Origin of the sequence: Mycobacterium sp. NPDC048908, assembly GCF_043197955.1 — a bacterium.
GTDB lineage: Bacteria > Actinomycetota > Actinomycetes > Mycobacteriales > Mycobacteriaceae > Mycobacterium.
On sequence record NZ_JBICUE010000014.1, the window covers coordinates 50405 to 69607 of the forward strand.

Annotated in this window: 19 protein-coding genes, 1 tRNA gene and 2 pseudogenes; 12 read left to right on the forward strand and 10 right to left on the reverse strand. The window is 65.2% G+C overall.

Features of this window, described 5'->3' with window-relative positions; translation table 11 throughout:
- The first annotated feature begins 124 nt into the window (after positions 1-124).
- Together ACGFK1_RS26895 and ACGFK1_RS26900 are read left to right on the forward strand one after the other, a co-directional pair.
- Positions 125-1663: a hypothetical protein gene (locus tag ACGFK1_RS26895; RefSeq protein WP_393436754.1), complete on the forward strand. Its 1539-nt coding sequence runs from the start codon at positions 125-127 to the stop codon at positions 1661-1663.
- A gap of 15 nt (positions 1664-1678) precedes the next feature.
- Positions 1679-2326: a UdgX family uracil-DNA binding protein gene (locus tag ACGFK1_RS26900; protein WP_393436757.1), complete on the forward strand. Its 648-nt coding sequence runs from the start codon at positions 1679-1681 to the stop codon at positions 2324-2326.
- On the opposite strand, the gene ACGFK1_RS26905 is transcribed toward ACGFK1_RS26900, so the two are convergent.
- Entirely contained in the window at positions 2323-3120 is a 798-nt protein-coding gene (locus ACGFK1_RS26905; protein ID WP_393436760.1) for a nitrilase-related carbon-nitrogen hydrolase, read from the reverse strand. The genes ACGFK1_RS26900 and ACGFK1_RS26905 overlap by 4 nt on opposite strands.
- Positions 3121-3239: 119 nt before the next feature.
- On the opposite strand from ACGFK1_RS26905, the gene ACGFK1_RS26910 reads away from it, so the two are divergent.
- Positions 3240-4652: a purine-cytosine permease family protein gene (locus ACGFK1_RS26910; protein ID WP_393436763.1), complete on the forward strand. Its 1413-nt coding sequence runs from the start codon at positions 3240-3242 to the stop codon at positions 4650-4652.
- On the opposite strand, the pseudogene ACGFK1_RS26915 reads toward ACGFK1_RS26910, so the two are convergent.
- The 5 genes and pseudogenes from ACGFK1_RS26915 to ACGFK1_RS26935 all read right to left on the reverse strand — a co-directional run.
- Positions 4649-4771: pseudogene (locus ACGFK1_RS26915) on the reverse strand (SRPBCC family protein); the annotation flags it as partial. The gene ACGFK1_RS26910 and the pseudogene ACGFK1_RS26915 overlap by 4 nt on opposite strands.
- A gap of 401 nt (positions 4772-5172) precedes the next feature.
- A complete protein-coding gene (locus tag ACGFK1_RS26920; RefSeq protein WP_393436766.1) occupies positions 5173-5805 on the reverse strand; it encodes a hypothetical protein in 633 nt (210 codons plus the stop codon).
- Between the two features lie 18 nt (positions 5806-5823).
- Entirely contained in the window at positions 5824-6489 is a 666-nt protein-coding gene (locus ACGFK1_RS26925; protein ID WP_393436769.1) for an MspA family porin, read from the reverse strand.
- Positions 6490-6803: 314 nt separating this feature from the next.
- Positions 6804-6874 (reverse strand) — tRNA-Cys (locus ACGFK1_RS26930).
- A 60-nt stretch (positions 6875-6934) separates the two neighbouring features.
- Positions 6935-7690 (reverse strand): DUF899 domain-containing protein, encoded by a 756-nt coding sequence (locus ACGFK1_RS26935; RefSeq protein ID WP_393436772.1) that lies wholly within the window; start codon positions 7688-7690, stop codon positions 6935-6937.
- A 208-nt stretch (positions 7691-7898) separates the two neighbouring features.
- Between ACGFK1_RS26935 and ACGFK1_RS26940 the strand changes: the two genes are divergently transcribed.
- Positions 7899-8600 (forward strand): MgtC/SapB family protein, encoded by a 702-nt coding sequence (locus tag ACGFK1_RS26940; RefSeq protein WP_393436935.1) that lies wholly within the window; start codon positions 7899-7901, stop codon positions 8598-8600.
- Between the two features lie 28 nt (positions 8601-8628).
- On the forward strand, positions 8629-9345 hold the full coding sequence (locus tag ACGFK1_RS26945) for a 5'-methylthioadenosine/adenosylhomocysteine nucleosidase (protein ID WP_393436775.1): 717 nt from the start codon (positions 8629-8631) through the stop codon (positions 9343-9345).
- Between the two features lie 15 nt (positions 9346-9360).
- On the opposite strand, the gene ACGFK1_RS26950 is transcribed toward ACGFK1_RS26945, so the two are convergent.
- Positions 9361-9954, reverse strand: coding sequence for a TetR/AcrR family transcriptional regulator (locus tag ACGFK1_RS26950; protein WP_393436778.1), 594 nt, complete (start codon positions 9952-9954; stop codon positions 9361-9363).
- Positions 9955-10577: 623 nt separating this feature from the next.
- On the opposite strand from ACGFK1_RS26950, the pseudogene ACGFK1_RS26955 reads away from it, so the two are divergent.
- The 4 genes and pseudogenes from ACGFK1_RS26955 to ACGFK1_RS26970 form a co-directional block, all read left to right on the forward strand.
- Positions 10578-11144: pseudogene (locus ACGFK1_RS26955) on the forward strand (alpha/beta hydrolase fold domain-containing protein); the annotation flags it as partial.
- 128 nt (positions 11145-11272) lie between these two features.
- Entirely contained in the window at positions 11273-11557 is a 285-nt protein-coding gene (locus ACGFK1_RS26960; RefSeq protein ID WP_393436781.1) for a methyltransferase domain-containing protein, read from the forward strand.
- Between the two features lie 79 nt (positions 11558-11636).
- The gene (locus ACGFK1_RS26965) at positions 11637-12017 is read left to right on the forward strand and encodes a hypothetical protein (protein WP_393436784.1); all 381 of its coding nucleotides are present in this window, start codon (positions 11637-11639) and stop codon (positions 12015-12017) included.
- A gap of 45 nt (positions 12018-12062) precedes the next feature.
- The gene (locus ACGFK1_RS26970; protein WP_393436787.1) at positions 12063-12851 is read left to right on the forward strand and encodes an alpha/beta hydrolase; all 789 of its coding nucleotides are present in this window, start codon (positions 12063-12065) and stop codon (positions 12849-12851) included.
- A gap of 80 nt (positions 12852-12931) precedes the next feature.
- On the opposite strand, the gene ACGFK1_RS26975 is transcribed toward ACGFK1_RS26970, so the two are convergent.
- The 3 genes from ACGFK1_RS26975 to ACGFK1_RS26985 are packed head-to-tail and all read right to left on the reverse strand — an operon-like array spanning position 12932 to position 17352.
- Positions 12932-14338: an MFS transporter gene (locus ACGFK1_RS26975; RefSeq protein WP_393436790.1), complete on the reverse strand. Its 1407-nt coding sequence runs from the start codon at positions 14336-14338 to the stop codon at positions 12932-12934.
- A gap of 38 nt (positions 14339-14376) precedes the next feature.
- Positions 14377-16527 carry an excinuclease ABC subunit UvrB gene (uvrB, locus tag ACGFK1_RS26980; RefSeq protein WP_393436793.1) on the reverse strand — a complete coding sequence of 717 codons (2151 nt, stop codon included), beginning with the start codon at positions 16525-16527 and terminating at the stop codon, positions 14377-14379.
- A 45-nt stretch (positions 16528-16572) separates the two neighbouring features.
- Positions 16573-17352, reverse strand: coding sequence for a crotonase/enoyl-CoA hydratase family protein (locus tag ACGFK1_RS26985; RefSeq protein ID WP_393436796.1), 780 nt, complete (start codon positions 17350-17352; stop codon positions 16573-16575).
- Between the two features lie 53 nt (positions 17353-17405).
- Between ACGFK1_RS26985 and ACGFK1_RS26990 the strand changes: the two genes are divergently transcribed.
- From ACGFK1_RS26990 to ACGFK1_RS27000, 3 genes are all read left to right on the forward strand, one after another.
- Positions 17406-17960, forward strand: coding sequence for a TetR/AcrR family transcriptional regulator (locus ACGFK1_RS26990; RefSeq protein ID WP_393436799.1), 555 nt, complete (start codon positions 17406-17408; stop codon positions 17958-17960).
- Between the two features lie 25 nt (positions 17961-17985).
- The gene (locus tag ACGFK1_RS26995) at positions 17986-18486 is read left to right on the forward strand and encodes a DUF402 domain-containing protein (RefSeq protein ID WP_393436938.1); all 501 of its coding nucleotides are present in this window, start codon (positions 17986-17988) and stop codon (positions 18484-18486) included.
- 136 nt (positions 18487-18622) lie between these two features.
- Positions 18623-19201: a hypothetical protein gene (locus ACGFK1_RS27000; protein WP_393436802.1), complete on the forward strand. Its 579-nt coding sequence runs from the start codon at positions 18623-18625 to the stop codon at positions 19199-19201.
- Positions 19202-19203: the final 2 nt, after the last annotated feature.

The following is a 19203-nucleotide window of genomic DNA, read 5'->3' on the forward strand; positions in this document are numbered from 1 at the left end:
ACAACGAAAGTCAGCGGGCCTTCCTACGACACCGTCAAAATGGGACGCGGTAGCGGAGTTTCGCGGCCGCGCAGCATGATCACGGGTTACGGTTTTGCCGTCACCGACGGGGTACGGGGGGTGAGTGGAGATCTCGATCGCATCGCCGCGACTCGCGCGCGTTCAACAACGGGTGCGGGTCGGCATCGGGCGCTTCGACCCGGTCGTCGTCGCGGTGTTCGCAATTGCGGTCAGCGCGGCGGGCGCGGCCAGGCCGTCGCTGTGGTTCGACGAGGCCGCCACGATCTCGGCGTCCACCCGGTCGGTGCCCGAACTGTGGGGGCTGCTGCACAACATCGACGCGGTGCACGGCCTCTATTACTTCGCCATGCATGGCTGGTTCGCGCTGTTCCCCTCGACCGAATTCTGGTCGCGCCTCTCGAGTTCGGTCGCGGTCGGAGTCGCCGCCGCAGGCGTAGTCGTTGCGGGTAAACAGTTTTCGACCCGCACAGTGGCTGTGTGCGCCGGCGTAGCGTTCGCGCTTCTGCCCCGCGTCACGTGGGCGGGGATCGAAGCCAGGTCCTACGCGCTGACCGCCGCGGCGGCGGTGTGGTTGACGGTGCTCCTCATCGCGCTCGTCAGGAGGGACACGCGCGCGTTGTGGCCGCTGTACACGCTGGCCGTCGTGGTGGCGACGGTTCTTAACGTGTTCATGGTGCTGATGGTCTTGGTTCACGCGGTGGCGGTGGCGGTGGCGGCGAACAACCGAGCGACCGTCGTCAGATGGGCGGTGGCGGCGGTGGCGGCAGTGCTCGCCGTGGTGCCCTTCTTGGCGTTCTGTCGCAGCCAAATAGCGCAGGTCAGATGGATCTCCCCGATTCAGGGCGGCACCTTCGCCGAAATCGTGCAGGAGCAGTACTTCGACCACAGCGTCGGGTTCGCGGTGCTGGCGGGCTTGGTGCTGATTTCCCCACTCATCGTGCGGCGCCCCTGGGAATCCGGAAACAAGCAACTCGCGGCCATCGCCGTCGCCTGGATGGTGCTACCGACGACGGTGCTGGTGCTGTACTCGGTGGTGGCGCAACCGATCTACTACCCGCGCTACCTCTGCTACACCACACCGGCGATGGCCCTGCTGCTGTCCGTATGCATGGTGGCGCTGGTTCGGACCCGCGAGCGGGTCACGGCGGTGCTGGCCGCATTCGCGTTGGCGGCCACCCCGAACTATCTGGTGGCGCAGCGCGGCCCGTACGCGAAGGAAGGCATGGATTTCAGCCAAGTCGCTGACGCCATCACCGCGCACGCCTCCCCTGGCGATTGCCTGATTCTCGACAACACGACGACATGGAAGCCGGGTCCGATCAGGCCGTTGGTTGCGGCGCGACCGGCCGCCTACCAGAACCTCGTCGACCCGGGCCGCGGCATGCGTGCGCCTCAGCGCAACCGACTATGGGACGCTCAACTCGGCATCTGGGGTGTGGCCGATCAGGTGAGGCGCTGCACGGTGTTGTGGACGGTGTCCGAACGCGACGGCACCGTCCCCGCTCGAGAAACCGGTCGCGCCCTGAATCCCGGTCCTCGCTTGCAGCGGGCACCGGCGTATCAGGTGCCGGAGCGGATGGGATTCCACATCGTCGAACGCTGGCAGTTCAGCTTCGCGCAAGTGGTGAAGTCGACCCGATAGGGGTAACCGGCGAATGTGAGCGCCGCAGACTTCGTGCCCGACAGCCTCGACCTCGACACCCTGACCGAGGCCTCGCACGGATGCAAGGGCTGCGATCTGTACCTGAACGCCACCCAAACGGTGTTCGGCGCGGGCTCGCGGGACGCCGAAATCATGCTCGTCGGTGAACAGCCCGGCGACCAGGAGGACAAGGCGGGCGCTCCGTTCGTGGGTCCGGCAGGCAAGCTCCTTGACAAGGCGCTCGCGGCGGCAGGCATCGACCGCGACCGGTTGTACGTCACCAACGCGGTCAAACATTTCAAGTTCACCCCTCCCGAGCGCGGTAAGCGCCGCATACACAAGACGCCGAGCCGTACCGAGGTGGTGGCGTGCCGACCCTGGCTGTTCGCCGAGATGAAATCAGTCGAACCCGATGTGGTGGTGCTGCTCGGCGCGACAGCGGCAAAGTCATTGATGGGCAACGACTTCCGGCTGACCGCACATCGAGGCGAGGAGCTTCGCATGCCGGCCGCCGAGGACACCACGAGTCTGGACTTCGGCCCTCGGGTGGCCGTGACGGTGCATCCGTCGTCGGTGCTGCGTGGACCACCCGCGGACAGAGAGAAGGCGTTCGAGGGTCTGGTGGCGGATCTGCGGTTCGCGGCTGGGTTGTTGCGCGGCTAGTAGAGGTCGACGCGACGGTCGTCGAACAGGTGAACATGCTCGGTCAGCGTCTTGTCATGGGTCGCTGCCAGGTCGACGTCGGCGACGGCGATCGGGGCTCCGGGGCCCGCCGACGCGATGACCCATCCGTTCGGATCGATGATCGCGGTGCCTTCTGTCCAGCGCTGGCCGCGTTCGACGCCCGCACGGTCGCAGCACGCGACGGCGATCTTGTTGGTCCGTGCGGTCGACATAGCGGTGATCACCTCGCCGGGACGCTCGCCCTCGGGCCGCGGAAACAGCGGCCAGTTCACCGGCGCGGCGATCAGTTCCGCCCCCTCCAGCGCCACCCGCCGGGTGAGCTCGCCGAACTCCACGTCGTAACAGACCATCACGGCGATCGCGCCGTGCCTGGTCCGGACGACCGGCGGTAGCACGCCGCCCGGGGTGAAGATGAGTTTCTCGCGGTCCCACAGATGCGTTTTGCGGTATTCGGCGACCACCCCGCCCGCCTCGACCATGACCGCACTGTTGTACAGCCGTCCGTCGTCGGCGAGCTCGCAGATGCCCGCAATGACGATTGAATCACCGGCCGCGGCAGACCAGCGAGCGAACATCGGGTCCGCGGGTGTGACCGCGAGCGACCGCGCTTCCTCGGCGTCGGCGAACATGTACCCCGACGTCGCAAGCTCAGGCAGCACCACGATGTCCGCACCGTCGGACACTGCCTGCCGGATCTGCGCCTCGATCAACTCTGCGTTGGCGGCCAACTCGCCGATCTTCGGGTCGATCTGACAGCACGCGATCCTCACCATGCTGGGAGGCTACGTGACGATGCCGCCGCGCGACTGCTGGACAGTTTGTCCAACGCTTGATCGCCGGTTGGACACTTTCGCTATGGCGCCGTCCAGACCTGCGGCGCAGGGTGAGACGCGTGGACTCGCCCGCTGTCGCCAGGATCGAAACGCGCTCCATCGACTATGTTCCAGACGAGGAACGCCACGGCAAGGTCAGCCACCAGGGCCCGTTCTGGTTCGTAGGGAACTTCCAGCCCTTCACGCTGGCGCTCGGATTCGTCGGGCCGAGCCTGGGGCTGTCGCTGTGGTGGAGTGTGGTCGCGGGCATCGCCGGTATCGCGTTCGGCACGTTGTTCATGGCGTTCCACGCCACGCAGGGGCCGGTGCTCGGGCTGCCGCAGATGATCCAGTCGCGCGCACAGTTCGGGTTCCGCGGCGTGCTGCTTCCGCTGGTCGGCACGTTGTTCACGTTCGTCGGCTTCAACGTCGTCGACGTCGTGATCATCAAGTCAGGACTGCAGTCGATATTCGGCTGGAACCCCGTGGCGGTGGCCGCCGCGATCACGGTGATCGCGGCGCTGCTGGCCATCTACGGACACGACCTGCTGCACAAGTCCTTCCGGATTCTGTTCTGGATCTCGTTGCCGCTCTGGGTCATTCTGACGGTCAGCGTGATTTTCGGCGGCGTCGTGGGCGGGCCGCCTACCGCGTCGGGCTTCTCCTGGGTCGGATTCCTGGCCCAGTTCGGCGTCGCGGCCTCCTACAACATCACCTACGCGCCGTACGTCTCGGACTACAGCCGCTATCTGCCCCGCGACACCAAGCCGTCCTCGATCATCGGCTCGGTGTTCGTCGGGGCGGCCGGCTCGCCCGCCTGGTTGATCCCGATCGGGGCGTGGATGGCCACCTACCTCGGCGCGAGTGACGCGCTAGCCGGCATCAACGAGACCGGCAACGCGGCGGTGTCATATCTGGGCGGTGTGCTCGCGATCGTGTCGACGCTCGTGCTGGTGGCCACCATGGGGTTGAACGCTTACAGCGGAATGCTCACGGTGGTAACGGCTTTGGATTCGATGCGACCTGTCCGGCCGACACGACGGCTACGAGTGGTGACGATCGCGGTACTCGCTGTGGCGTGGCTCGTGATGAGCTTGCTGCTCACCAACGCGACGACGGCGCTCAATACGACGCTGCTGATCATGCTGTACCTGCTGGTGCCATGGACCGCGGTGAACCTGACCGATTATTTCTTCGTGCGGCGCGGCCACTACGCGATCGCCGACCTGTTCACGCCCGACGGAATCTACGGGGCATGGTCGTGGCGGGGAATCACGGCGTTTCTGGTCGGCATCGTCGCCGAGGTCCCGTTCGTGGTGCTTCCCTTCTTCACCGGGCCCGCCGCCTCGGCGATGGGCGACGTGGACATCGCGTTCGCCGTCGGCCTTCTGGTGTCAGGCGTGGTTTATGTGCTGCTCACCCGGTCTCTCGACGTGTCGCGCGAATTGGCGGTGATCGAATCGCACCGCGAGGTCGTGGACCCGGTCGGTTAGCCGTACAACTCCTCGAAGCGCTGAATCGACCGTTCGATGTCACCCTTCACCGCTCGCGCGGCCGCCGCGCCGATCGGGCCGAACAGCGGCCTGCCACCGAGATCGAGTGTGAAGCTGAACGACGATCCGGCTCCAACAACAACCATGGTGGTTGCCTCCTTCACTGTGAGGTGACGGTTGGGCCGGTCGGCGGACATATCTCAGCCGGGGGCGATGCCACGCTCCTATCAAGTCTCAGTCGGGGGCGATGCCACGCTCCTATCAAGTCACGCCGGCCGGTCCTTCACACCTGATGCCGACAAAACGCATGCACGCCAACCCGAAGGCGGCACCGATGCTACGAGCCAGACACCAGATGATCAGGATCCAACCACCGCGATAGCGGCAACCTCACCCTGACACTGACACGCGATGGTAACCAGCTAGCAGACCGCCTTCTGGCAGACGGGCCAACGCATCTCGATCGGACTTTCCTCGCGCGGCATTTCGAATACGCCGCGCCGTTTGACGCGACGCCCGGCTACGGGTTCGGCTGCGGCGGCGGAAGCAGAGGCAGGCCCACCGGACCCGGAGTAGCCGGCGGTTGGCCATTCGGATCTTCGAGTCCAGCGGTGCTGCCCATCGTGGCGACCTCCACGCCGGCACTCTCGAGTGCAGTACCTGTGTTGGCGGTGATGCCGAACGGCGACAGCTCACCGGCGGCCGAGCTCGAGCTGGGTGGGCGGTGTCCGTAGGGGTCTACTTCAGCGGCCGGTTCACCCATGCTGCCTATCAGCACTCCGGGTCCGAAGCCCTGCGTCTGAAATCCTGGCGGACCCGCATACGGGCCGATCCTCGGCGACACCACGCCCAGGCGTGAACCCGGCATCCCGACGACCGTCTGCCCTGAGTTCGCGTTGGTGGCGACGAAGACCCCCCGGGCATCGGTCTGTGCCGGCGGGGTGTACGGCGCGAACTCCTGCGAGAAATCCTGCATGAACAGCGGTTTACCGGGATTACCTGGAACGAACAGCTCGGGTACCGGATAGCCGGGGATAGGCGGCGGTGGCGGCAGCGGCTGCGCCCCCGCAGGAGACGAAGTGAGCAGTGCCGCGGTGCACACACTCACCGTCGCCGCGATGCCGCCGCGGCGAAGTCTGATTCGTAAACCCATGGCACCCATCTTCCTGTTTCAGATCTTCATGGGATCGCCGTAAACGGCTAACCCGGTGTGCGTCAGCGCAGTCGCGACACGTAGGTAGGCATACGACCGGATCGTGACGTCGCCTCCACAGGCGTCGGCCTTGATGTGGATGTTGTCGAGGTCCAGCATCGCGCGTCCGTCGGGTGAGAGAACCATGTTCGACATCGGCACTTCCACGATGACGCCCGGCTGGATCGTCGTCTGCACGAAGCCCGCCCCGCCGCCTGCGGCCCCCACGTTGTCTGAAGCCCCGATCGGGTTGATCACCTCATTTCCGATGCCGGCATTGCCACCGCCCGCCCCCGCCCCGCCCATGCCGAGGCCACTGGACACATCGGTCTGGCAGCCCAGCTGATATCCGGTGATGAAAAGGCTGTCGGTGATGGGTGTTTCGCCACCCGCCGCGGTGGCGGTGGCCGCCAGCGTGACAAAGGCTTCCCGCGACGTCGAAGCACCAGCGAGGTTCGGCACCGAGTTGATCCGTTCGCCCTCGATCGAAATGGACAACTGCCATCCGTCGCGCGTCTGCTTCGAGTAGGACTTCGGCGCCATGTCGATGGGATCTGCCCCGACAACCGCCGTGCCGGGGGCAAAGCCCAGCAATCCGCTGATGGCCAGCAGCGTTCCGGCTATCCGCACGCTGGATCGCCACATCGACCGGGTCATAATCAGAGAACACGACTTCGGCCCTTCGACCATCAGCCTCACGCTGATCCCCTGTCATGTGTTCGCCGTGCGCGAGACAACCCGGCGAGACCTCGACCGCCAACGGCACGCGCCTGTTCATCCGACCTATCGCACAGCACTGTAACCGCCGCAAATTCCGGTCTGGTTGCTGCCACACGGCCTACGGCGCAACGATTTCGCGACTTTTCGGCAACGACCGTTCTACCTAGGCGACTTCACGACCGATGGCCGGACTCGGCATACGCGATTGCCGCGCGTACCAAAGCAGGATCTGGAGTGCGAGCGAGTGACGGGATTCGAACCCGTATAAACGGCTTTGCAGGCCGGTGCCTTGCCTCTCAGCCACACCCGCAACGGAGATCACGCTGTCACCTTCCCCCAGATCGGCCCAGGGTTTGGCTCGCTGTGATCGCTACTCCGCGTCCATCGGCACGCCGACGGCGTCCGCGCCTTGCGGCCATCCCGGCGGGGAGTCTTCCCATTTTTCCTGGCGGCCATAGGGTGTCAGATCGAGGAAGGGGTAGCCCGGCGCCGAATGGTCCAGTCCACGCGCGAACGCGGAGTACGTGTGGAACACCTCTTTGCCCCTGCGGATGAAGACGCTGGCCCCGGGCCAATCGCCGCGCAGGGTGTTGTCGTCGAACCCTGCGTCGTGCAGCTCGTCGAGCGACATGTAGTTGTACTCGATCGGTGCGCGCTCCGGATCAAGTGTCACGTGGTAGTCGTAGGTGAAGTCGCTGTCGCGTGACGAATACCAGTCGAACGTCCAGCCGTGCTCGGTCTTGTAACGGGCGATGCTGGCATACGGCGCGCGCGACACCGCGGCGAACGTCACCCCCTTCGCGTTGAGCAGTGCGCGATCGCGCTCCGAGAAGGTGAGATCGGCGGCCGTGGTGCAACTGGGGCAGCCCTTGTCAATCGCGTCGATCCACATGAAGTGATGGATGTAGAGCTGCGGCCTGCCGTCGAACATGTCGACCAGTCGCAACTCTCCCTCTGGGCCTTCGAATACGTAGTCCTTGTCGACCTTGACCATCGGCAACCTGCGCCGCTCCGCGTTGACCGCGTCGCGGAGGTGCGTCACCTCACGTTCGTGCACCAGCAACTTCTTGCGCGCCGCGAGCCATTCGTCCCGGCTTGTGACATTCGGGTATGCGGTGGTGGCCATGACAAGTCTCCTATCGATTGAGCCTCATATGTCTGGACTCCGCGGCGCATGTAAAGTCATCGGTCGGGGTGTCGGCGGTGGTGCGGACGTGCCAATCCGTACAGTGGCCCGGCGGCCCCATGTGCAGAGCATGCAGTTGCTGCGCTGAGGACCGCCTGTAGATGCAAAGATCGGGCATGATCACCAGCGCGCGATGCGAGGCACCCTGATGCAGCTACTGCTGGCCGATCCGCCGTTCTTCGGCGGCCCCGGACAGGGCACGAGGCAGATTGTCGAACTGTTCGTCGCCTTCGGCTTGACGTCGTTGATCGGCTTGGAGCGCGAAATCCAGGGCAAGAGCGCCGGGGTGCGCACCCAGACCATCGTCGGGACTGCAGCCGCCTTGATCCTGCTGGTCAGCAAGTACGGCTTCACCGACGTGTTGCAGGACGGCCTGGTGGTCGTCGACCCCTCTCGGGTGGCGGCTCAAATCGTCTCGGGCATAGGGTTTCTCGGCGCGGGCATCATCATCTTCCGGCGCGGCTCGGTGCACGGCCTGACCACCGCGGCGGCAGTATGGGAGTCCGCTGCCATCGGTATGGCGGCAGGCTCCGGCCTGCTTCTGCTGGCGGTCACGGTGACCGCCATGCACTTCCTCATCATCGTCGGTTTCATGCCCCTGGCGAAACGACTGTCGGCCAGGCTGTCCGGCTCCGTCACCATGCACGTCAGCTATGACGAGGGCCGAGGCGTGATGAGCAAATTGCTGCAAGCCTGCGATCGACGCCAGTGGCAGCTCACCGATCTCGCGACCGACGGCGCAGGCGTCATGTTGACCCTGTCCGGCAGGGGAATTCTGGCGGCGCCAACGGTGCTGGCCGGTATTGAAGGCGTGACTGCCATCCGGCAGCTCGACGACGAACCCGACTAGCCGGACCGATTGTCGCTAGATTGATCATGTGCCCATCGGACTCATCTGCGCCATCCCGCAGGAAATCGCCCACCTCCGCGCCGTCCTGTCTGACCCGCAAAGCCATGCCGTCGCCCACACGGTCTTCGACACCGGCACCATCGATGGGCATGACGTGGTGGTGGCCGGCTCCGGAATGGGCAAGGTGAACGCAGCCACCGTAACCACGTTGCTGATCGACCGATTCGGTTGTCGCACAGTTGTTTTCTCCGGGGTCGCGGGCGGCCTGGATCCACGACTGGCGATCGGCGATATCGTCATCGCCGACTTCGTCATCCAACACGACGCTGGTGTGCTGGAACACGAGCGGCTGCACACGTATCAGCCTGGCCACGCACCGGTGATCAATCCCATCGACCGGCTCGGGTACCCCGTGGACGCGGACCTGCTCGACCGCGTCAAGAAGTGCCTGGTCGGGATTTCGGTTCCCAACCAGATCACCTACGGCACAGTGCTTTCGGGCGATCAGTACCTCAATTGCGAAGCAACCCGAGAGCGGTTGCTCAGTGAACTCGGGGGCTGCGCCGTCGAGATGGAGGGCGGGGCCGTCGCGCAGGTCTGCGAGGCGTTCTCGATCCCCTGGCTGGTCATCCGCGCGCTGTCCGATCTCGCCGGTGGCAACGCCCTCTTCGACTTCACCACCTTTGTCGATCAGGCCGCGGAGTCCTCCGCGATGATCCTGCGCCGCCTGCTGCCAGTGCTGTGACATCGCGGCCGCGGCTCACCCCGCCCGGTTGGCAGGCATTACGAGCTTTTCCGCAGTGCGCCGGGCGGAACTGACCACCTCTGCTTGCGTCGTCGGGTCCGCCACGGCCCGCGCGACCGTGACAGCGCCGACCATGAGCGACAAAATGCCCCAGGCACGTCGCTCCCGGTCGGGCCGTGAGCCGTCGAGACAGTCGGCGACTCGGTGTGCCCAGTCGGTGAGCTTGCGCTCATATGCCTCCCGCGTCGGTGTGCCGGCCCTGGCCACGTCTGCACTCAAGGTGGGCATGGGGCAACCATCGGCCGGATGCTCCACATGTGCCACGGTGAGATAGCTGTCGATCAATTTTCGCAGCTGCCTGCGCACCTCGGCCTTACTTGCGGTCTCGGTGTCCGTCAAAAACGGTTCGCCAACCGCGGTTTCGACGATGGCCTCGAGCATCGCCTCCTTGTTTCGGAAGTTCGAATAGAACGCCCCTGACGTCACACCCGCTTCAGCGGCGAGGCCGTCGACTCCGATGCCGTTGAAGCCAGCCGTCTTCATCGAGCGCATGCCCGCGTTCAACAGCGCCTCGCGCGCCTTGGCCTTGTGATCCGGCGGGTATCTCACATCATCTTCCCTTCATTGCATAACCACCGATATCACAAATCACGTTGCGCTGCTGATCGTCGGCCCCGTTCGTACGAGAGTCCCAACAAACTCACAGGACGCCTGCCGGCCGCTCGACCTCGTGACGTCGAACATGGCTGGCACTTAACGCCTCTCGCCGCAGAGCCATGTGAGTTCCCTGAATATTGGCTTCGGGCCGATCAGTTTGAAACCTTTGAGATTACGATCGCTATTCTACGGCCGTTTCACGAAAGGAATCTCCCCATGGCGAGTCGACAGGCAACAGAGTTCGCGAACTTCCTCGAATCCCTCAGCCGGAGTTCGGCGAATCCCGACTCGCCATTGACGCCGCTGCGATACGCCGCTGAAAGCATCCACCTGGCCACGAAAGAACCCGAAGACGTCACCTACGCGGAGGTCGACGCCGGCGGCGTCGATGCGCTGTGGTGCATCCCCACCGACAGTGCACCCGACGCTGTCCTGCTGCACACCCATATGGGCGGCAGTGTGCTCATGTCCATGCACTCCGATCGAAAAGCGGCCGCGCACATCGCAAAAGCGGCTGGAGCACGCTCGTTGGTGCTGAACTTCCGGCGGTCGCCTGAGCATTTAAATACCCGGCACAGGTCGACGATGTCCTCACCGCCTACCACTGGCTGCTTGAGCAGGGCTACCAGGCCCCGAAGATCGCCAGTGTCGGCCATTCGATCGGCGGCTACCTCGCGATCGCGCTGGCGCTGAGGCTACGCGACCGCGGCGAGGCGCTGCCGGGGACGATCCTGTCGATCTCTCCCTGGGCCGATATCACGTTGTCCGGCGCTTCCATCGAAGGCAACGCGCACCTGGACAAGCTACTCACCCGCGACGTGATGGAGTTCTTCCGCTCATGCTGGCTTGACGGCACCGGCGTCAAATGGACTGAGCCGCAGGTCAATCTGCTGTCGACCTCGCTATCCGGACTGCCAGGCATCGCGATTTATTACGGCGAGTTCGAGCTGCTGGCGTCCGACGCAGTAGCCCTGTTCGCGCACGCGACAGAGGCGGGAAACGACGCCATCCTGCGGCAGGTCGACGAAGGTCAGCATTCCTTCATCATGGGAGCAGGCCGGGTCCCCGAGGTCGATCAAGCCATCGACGAAATGGGCCGCTGGCTGCGCTCCCGCCTTGGGCTCGAGTCTGCCGTCGCTTAGCCGACGGCTGTCGTTCTGATCGCGGCCAGAGAGAACACGAAAAGAAAGGAACAGCCCCGATGCCGGACCGGGATTACTTACTGAGTCATTCCCATCCCGAAATCGAGCGTCTCAAACGGCAAGCACTGATGTTGCGTCCCATCACGGCACGACTGCTCGCCACCGCCGGTATCGAACCGGGCATGCGCGTACTCGACATCGGCTGCGGTCCCGGCGATGTGTCCATGCTCATCGCTGAGTTCGTCGGCCCGACCGGGAACGTGGGCGGCATCGATCCCACGGAACAGCGGTCGATGTCGCCCGGCAGCGCGTCAATGAAGCAGACCGCACCAACGTCGAGTTCGTTCAATGCCGTCTCGACGAGTATGCCGGCGAAGCGGGTTTCGATGCGGCGGTATGCCGATACGTCATGATTCACCAACTGGATCGAGCGAGTTCCTGCGGACAATCCGCCGGCTCATCCACAGCGGCGGCCTCATTGCGCTTCACGAGATGGACGTCACCCGCGGCATCCAGTCCAACCCGAGGATCCCGTTACTGCACGAGGTCTACGAAGCCGTCACCTTCACCCTCAGCCGGCCAGGCACGGCGGTCGATGTCGGCGGACGACTCGTCAAGGTCTTCATCGATGCGGGCCTGCTCGCACCGCGAATGTTTTCCGAGACTCTGGTTGAGAACGGCGCCAACTCGGCCTTCTTGTCCTGGATGGTTGACCTCACCCGCGAGGCCCTTCCGCACATGATCGCCGCCGGTGCGGTGACCGCCGATCAGGTCCAGATCGACACCTTGTCGGACCGGCTTCGGCGGGCAGCGATCGAATCCGGCAGTCAACTCGAGTTCATTCCGCAGATGTGCGCCTGGACTCGGGTATGAGAAGGCGAAGTGAATCGACAGACGCCGGGGAGCGACGGAACGGACATGCTCGAAGTAATCGACAAAGGAAGGGAGACCGAGACTCGCACCCATCCAGTCGTTTTCGTGCATGGAGCGTGGCAGGCCGGTTGGTGCTGGGAGGAGAATTTCCTTGACTTCTTCGTCGAACGCGGGTTCCGGGTGCTGGCCCCCAGCCTTCGCGGTCACGGACGAAGCACGGCAGACAAGCCGCTCTGGAGATGCTCGATCGCCGATTACGTCAGTGACGTCTCGTCCGCAGTCGAGGCGCTCCCGTCACGGCCCATCCTGGTGGGCCATTCCATGGGAGGTTTCGTGGTGCAGAAGTACCTTGAGACCCACGATGCGCCCGCCGCAGTATTGATGGCTTCAACTCCACCCCGCGGCCAGGTGAGTTCCTTGATGCGCTCACTGCGTCGTCATCCCTGGCGCTCAACGAAATTCGCACTCACTTCCGATCCATGGGACCTGTGTGGCACCCCTGCAGGCACGCGCGGATTCTTCTTCGGCAAGGACACGCCGGATGGACTGATCGACGCATTCACGAAGCGAATCCGGCCGGACAGCGCGCGGGCGGTCATGTTCGACACGGTGGTCGGCAATCTCGTCACCACTCAAAAGATTCGCACCCCGATGTTGGTCCTTGGCGGGCAGGAGGATCAGGTTTATGCGCCCAACGAAGTGCGTCGGACTGCTGCGGCCTACGGTACGGAACCGGTGTTCTTTCCCGGCGTAGGCCACGAAATGATGCTCGACCCCAACTGGCGGGCCGTCGCAATATGTATTGACTCATGGCTGGCGAGCCGAGGATTTTGACATCGATGCAGCACGACGTCCGCGTCGCGTTCCGCCGGCCAACCAAGAAGTCGCGAAGCCGCTTCGCCAACCGGCACCCGTCAGGCCAGACCGCGGCCCGAGCGGTACGACGCGACACAGCCGACGCCTGCCAGTACCGCGAACACGCCGAACAACAGCGCACTTGCCGTTGCGTCTGGCGCGGCCCGCAGATTGACCACGACGCCGGCCAGCCCAGCGCCGAAGGCACCACAGATCAATTGCACGGTGTTGATGGCCGCGGCCGCCGCGGGGCCTTCTGCGGGGTCGTCGACGCGACTCATCGCCCACGCCGACAGGTGCGGCCACGCGATGCCCACGCCGGCCCCCGTGATCAACAGCGCCACCACCCATGCCGCGACGAGTGCGATCGAGGCCTGCTCGTCTTGCGTGAGCGCGGCCACGGCAAGTCCGGTGGCCATCACCAACGGCGCGATGGCGACCGTGCGGACTATCACCCGGTTGTTGCGTAGCGACGCACTGCTGATCTCGCCGACGGTCCACCCGATGGCAAGGCCCGCACCGAGGAAACCCGCCGCCACGGGGGTGAGGTGCGCCAGACGCTGACCGAAGAGCGGCACGTACATGTCCGCCATCGTCGCCGCCATCAACAGCCCGAGTGTCAGGTAGATCCACTTCAACGGCCCTGATCCGAAGGTGCTCGGCGGCAGCACCGCCGCGGGCAGGCGTCGGTCGATGTAGACGAAGGCGACCACCAACAGCGCACCGAGGGTCAACAGCGCCACCGTCGCGCGCCAATCATGCGGAATACCAGCCACACTGACGGTGAGCGCGGCAGCACCGAGCAGAATCAGTGACCACACCGCAATCGGGGTGCGCGTTTGATCCATTCTGGCGGTGTCTCGCGCGGGCAAGGCGATCGGAACCAGTACCGCCATGGCCGCGGTCAGCACCACCAGCACCCCGAAACCCCAACGCCACGAACAGAATTGAGCGAACAGACCGCCCGCGGCCGGACCGACAAGCGTACCGACGCCCCACATCGCGGAGACCAGAGCCGACGCCTTCGTCCACAGGGAACTGGGCAGGGCGGTATTGATCACCGCGTAGCCCAGACCGGCCAGCAGACCGCCTGCAGCGCCTTGGACCGCGCGGCCCGCGAGCAGGATCTCCATGGTGGGTGCCGCCGCGCATCCCAGGCTGCCCGCACCGAACACGCTGAGCCCCAATAGGTATGCCCACCGCGGACCCAGCCGCAACAGCAACGAATGCACGGTGGTGGCGGCCACCACCGAGGCGACCAGGTACACCGTCGTCACCCACGCGTAGTAGCGGTGACCGCCGATGTCGGCGACCGCACTCGGCATCAGGCTGATGGTGAGGAACTCGTTGGTCGCGTACAGTGCGACACCGCCCGCAAGAACGGTGGATGCCCCGAGATTCTTCGGCCCAAGCAACTCACGCCAGCCGCCCGTGGTACTCAACGAGGGAGTCGCGGTGTCCGTCACCTGGTTCACGGTAGGGGCTCAACCGCTGTTGAGGTCAATTATTTGAGCCCCGCGGCGTCCATACCGCGCAACTCCTTCTTCAGATCGGCGATCTCGTCACGGAAGCGGGCGGCAAGCTCGAACTGCAGGTCCCGCGCGGCCGCCATCATCTGCTCGGTCAGATCCTTGATCAGGTCGGCAAGCTCGGCGCGCGGCATGTTCGCCGTATCTCGGCCCTCGACGATGCCCGCGCTGACCGCGCGTCCCGGCTCACCCTGCGCACGGCGGCCACGCGAAGCATTGCGGCCCGATCCGCCCACCTCGACATCGTCGGCCTCGCGGTACACCTGGTCGAGAATGTCGGCGATCTTCTTGCGCAACGGCTTTGGATCGATGCCGTGCTCCTCGTTGTAGGCGATCTGCTTGGCGCGGCGCCGCTCCGTCTCGTCGATGGCCTCCCGCATCGACTCGGTGATGTTGTCGGCGTACATGTGCACCTCGCCCGACACGTTCCTGGCGGCGCGGCCAATGGTCTGAATCAGACTGCGGGTTGACCGCAGGAACCCTTCCTTGTCTGCGTCGAGGATCGCCACCAGCGAGACCTCGGGCAGGTCGAGACCCTCGCGCAACAGGTTGATGCCAACCAGCACGTCGTAGTCGCCAAGCCGCAGCTGGCGCAGCAACTCGACGCGGCGCAGCGTGTCCACCTCTGAATGCAGGTACCGCACCCGGATGCCCATCTCGAGCAGGTAGTCGGTGAGGTCCTCAGCCATCTTCTTGGTCAGCGTGGTGACCAGCACCCGCTCGTCGGCCTCGGCGCGCTTACGGATCTCGCCGATCAGGTCGTCGATCTGGCCCTTCGTCGGTTTGACGACCACCTTCGGATCGACGAGGCCGGTCGGGCGGATCACCTGCTCCACGAACTCGCCGCCGGCCTGGCTCAGCTCGTACGGCCCAGGGGTAGCCGACAAGTACACCGTTTGTCCGATCCGATCGGCGAACTCCTCCCAGGTGAGCGGGCGATTGTCGATGGCCGACGGCAGCCGGAACCCGAAATCGACCAGATTGCGTTTGCGGGAGATGTCGCCCTCATACATGCCGCCGATCTGCGGCACGGTGACGTGTGATTCGTCGATGACGAGCAGGAAATCCTCGGGGAAGTAGTCGAGCAGGGTTGCCGGCGCGGAACCGGCGGGCCTGCCGTCGATGTGGCGCGAGTAGTTCTCGATGCCCGAGCAGAACCCGACCTGGCGCATCATCTCGACGTCGTAGTTGGTGCGCATCCGCAGCCGCTGCGCTTCCAGCAGCTTGCCCTGGCCTTCGAGCTCGGCCAGCCGCTCCTCGAGCTCGGTCTCGATGGTCGAGATGGCCTGGGCCATCCGCTCGGGGCCGGCCACATAGTGCGTGGCGGGGAAGATGCGCAGCGAATCGACCCTGCGGATGATGTCGCCGGTCAGCGGGTGCAGGTAATAGAGCGCCTCAACCTCGTCGCCGAAGAACTCGATGCGCACGGCGAGCTCCTCGTAGGACGGGATGATCTCGACCGTGTCGCCGCGGACCCGAAACGACCCGCGGGTGAACGCCATGTCGTTGCGGGTGTACTGAACGTCGACGAGCAGCCGCAGCAGCGCGTCACGCGGCACTTCCTGACCGACCTGAAGTTCAACCGAGCGGTCGAGGTAGGACTGCGGTGTGCCGAGGCCGTAGATGCATGACACCGACGCGACCACCACCACGTCGCGCCGGGACAGCAGGCTCGACGTCGCCGAGTGCCGCAGCCGCTCGACGTCGTCGTTGATCGAGCTGTCCTTCTCGATATAGGTGTCGGTCTGCGCGATGTACGCCTCGGGCTGGTAGTAGTCGTAGTACGAGACGAAGTATTCGACAGCGTTGTGCGGCAACATCTCTCGGAGTTCATTCGCGAGCTGTGCCGCCAGCGTCTTGTTCGGCGCCATCACGAGCGTTGGCCGCTGCAGCCGCTCGATCAACCAGGCCGTCGTCGCCGATTTGCCGGTACCTGTGGCGCCCAACAGCACGACGTCGCGCTCCCCCGCCTTGATCCGGCGCTCCAGCTCCTCGATGGCCGCCGGCTGATCACCCGCGGGCGCGTACTGGCTGACGACCTCGAAGCGACCGCCGGCCCGGACCATCTGGTCGACAGGGCGGTACTCCGAGTGCGCGAGTACGGGGTGTTCGGTAGCGAAAGCCATGTTCACAGGGTAGAACCAGACACCGACATCAGATGTTCCCGGCGATCACGCTCCCACAAACCGCGGTTGACGTCGCTCGATGAACGCCTGGACGCCCTCCGCCCCGTCCGCCGTCTTGAACAACGCGACGACATCGTCGGTGAAGCGGCCCTCTGCGGCCGCCTCGCCGTCCCGGTTGGCGCGCTGGGCGGCGACCAGGGTGGCGCGCACCGCGAGCGGCGCGGCCCGCGTCGCGATCCGCTCGGCGAGTTCGACCGCGCGGTGAACATGATGTCTGGGCTCGACCACTTCCTGCACCAGACCGATCCGCAGCGCCTCGGCCGCGTCGAACTCGTCACCGGTCAACAGCCAGCGCATCGCGTTGCCCCAGCCCGCGTCCCGAGGTAGCCGGGTGGTCGCCCCGCCGAACGGATAGATGCCCCGCTGGACCTCGAGTTGGGCAAAGCGGGCATCGGCAGCCGTGATGCGGATGTCGGCGGCCAGCAGCAGTTCGATACCGAGTGTCACGCACCAGCCGTTGGCAGCTGCGACGACCGGTTTGGTCCACGGCATGCCGTCGTTGCGCCACGGGTTGCGCGCGTCCGCAGGCCAGCCAAGCGACCCGTTCAGCAGCCGGGGCCCCACTTCGGCGAGATCGAGGCCCGCGGTGAAATTGTCGCCCTCGGCGTAGAGCACGCCCACCCGAAGATCGTCGTCGCGTTCGAGGCGCTCATATGCCCGGCCGAGGTCTTCCAGCATCTCGACATCGAAAGCGTTTCGCTTTGCCGGCCGGTTGAGCCCCATGCGTAGTACGTGATTGCGGTGTTCGACTATGACGCTTGGCATAGCGCCGACATTAGACTATGTTGAGTGTCATAGCCAGCGATAGTCGAACCCGAATGATCCAGAGTGCCGCTTTGCTGTTCCGGGAGAACGGCTACAGCGGCACTGGTTTTCGTGACGTCATCCAGCACAGTGGCGCACCACGCGGTTCCATCTATCACCACTTCCGCGGCGGCAAGGAGCAGTTGGCTGCCGAAACGGTGGGGTGGGCCTCGTCGGTGATCGAGAAACGGCTCACCCGAGCGACCGAGACTGGCGACCCGATCGTGGCCCTCAGTATCTTCGTGGACGCATGGCGAGAGGTGCTCGAGGACAGCAACTTTCGGGCCGGCTGTCCGGTCGTTGCTGTCGCCGCCGAGGCGGACGCGGGAACGAAGGCGACCGCGGCCGCAGCCGCGGCCTTCGCGCGGTGGCAGGATCTCATCGCACACGCCCTGCTTGGCACGGGCGTCGGCCGCACCGACGCCCGTCGATTAGCCACGCTCGTCGTCGCGGGGATCGAAGGCGCGATCCTGATGTGCCGTGCCCGCCACGACATCCGGCCGCTGCGCGATGTCCATCGCGCGCTGGAGGCGACCCTGCGAACCGCGATCTCCTGGCACGGCCGATAGCCGTGCCGCAGCCTATGCTGACTCTATCCACGCTCCCAAACACGAAACCTTCGACCTGGCCGCCCGCACCAATACCGATCCGAAGGGCATTGTGCGGGCGGTCGACGTCTACACCGTCCAACCGTGGGGCCTGTACATGGCGCGGCCGACACCTGGCCGCGCACAGTTCCACTACATGGAGTCCTGGCTGCTGCCGTCGGTGAATCTGCGCGCCACGGTGTTTCACTTCAACCCGGGCTATGAGCTCGAGCAGGACTACTACCTCGACGTCGGCCGCTACGTGGCGGGGCCAAAGGCCTGGCACGCCGAGGATCACTACCTCGACCTCATTGTCCGGACCGGCACCGGGGTGGAACTGTCCGACGTGGACGAACTGCTGACCGCCGTCCGCCACGGTCTGCTCACGCCGGAAACCGGCGAGCAAGCCGTGCAGACCGCGGTGTCGGCGATCGACGGCTTGTCCCGGCACGACTACGACCTGAACCGCTGGCTGGCCGGCCGCGGAATGCCGCTGACCTGGAGGTAACGGTCGTCGGTCCGACGGCGATGATCTTGTGATGGCACATAACCGCAGGTCCGCGCGTCAGCAACCCGCCAACGAGCAGGGGTCAACCCGTGACGACGTCGCTGCCCATCAGGCGCGCGCTGTAATGTCGGCTGTCATGAGCCACACCAAGCGCAGATGGCTGGCGATCGCCGCCGTCGCGGTGGTCGGGGCCAGCGCACAGTTGTCCTCCCCGATCGCGCTGGCCGACCCGGATGCCGGCCAGCCGGGTCCCCAAAACGAGGTGGAGCCCGGTCCAGCCCAGCCCGCCCCTGGCGACGGGTTGAAGCACAACATCACCTACCGCGCACGCGCGACAGGGACGTCGCGGGGCGCGGTGGTCGCGTACAAGATGGACGATCACAACGTCAACAGCGAAACACCGACGCTGTTGCCTGGGCAGACGTTCGAAGTGAACACCGTGTTGGACGACCCCAAGCAGGCGGGCATGGAGGTGTCGATCCAATGGCCGTACGGGTCAAATCTGCACTGCGAGATCCTGGCCGACGACCAGATCATCGCGCAGGCCGATCAGTTCATCGCGCCGCGGTTGTTCCACCCCAAAGACGATCCGCTCTACGGGGTGCTGCAATGTGGCGCTCCACTGGACATTCCGGTAGCAGGCGAGGCCCCGGCACCGGCGGATCCCGCAACGCCGGCCGGGCCTGTCGCTGCTGCCCCACCGAACGCCGCCTGACC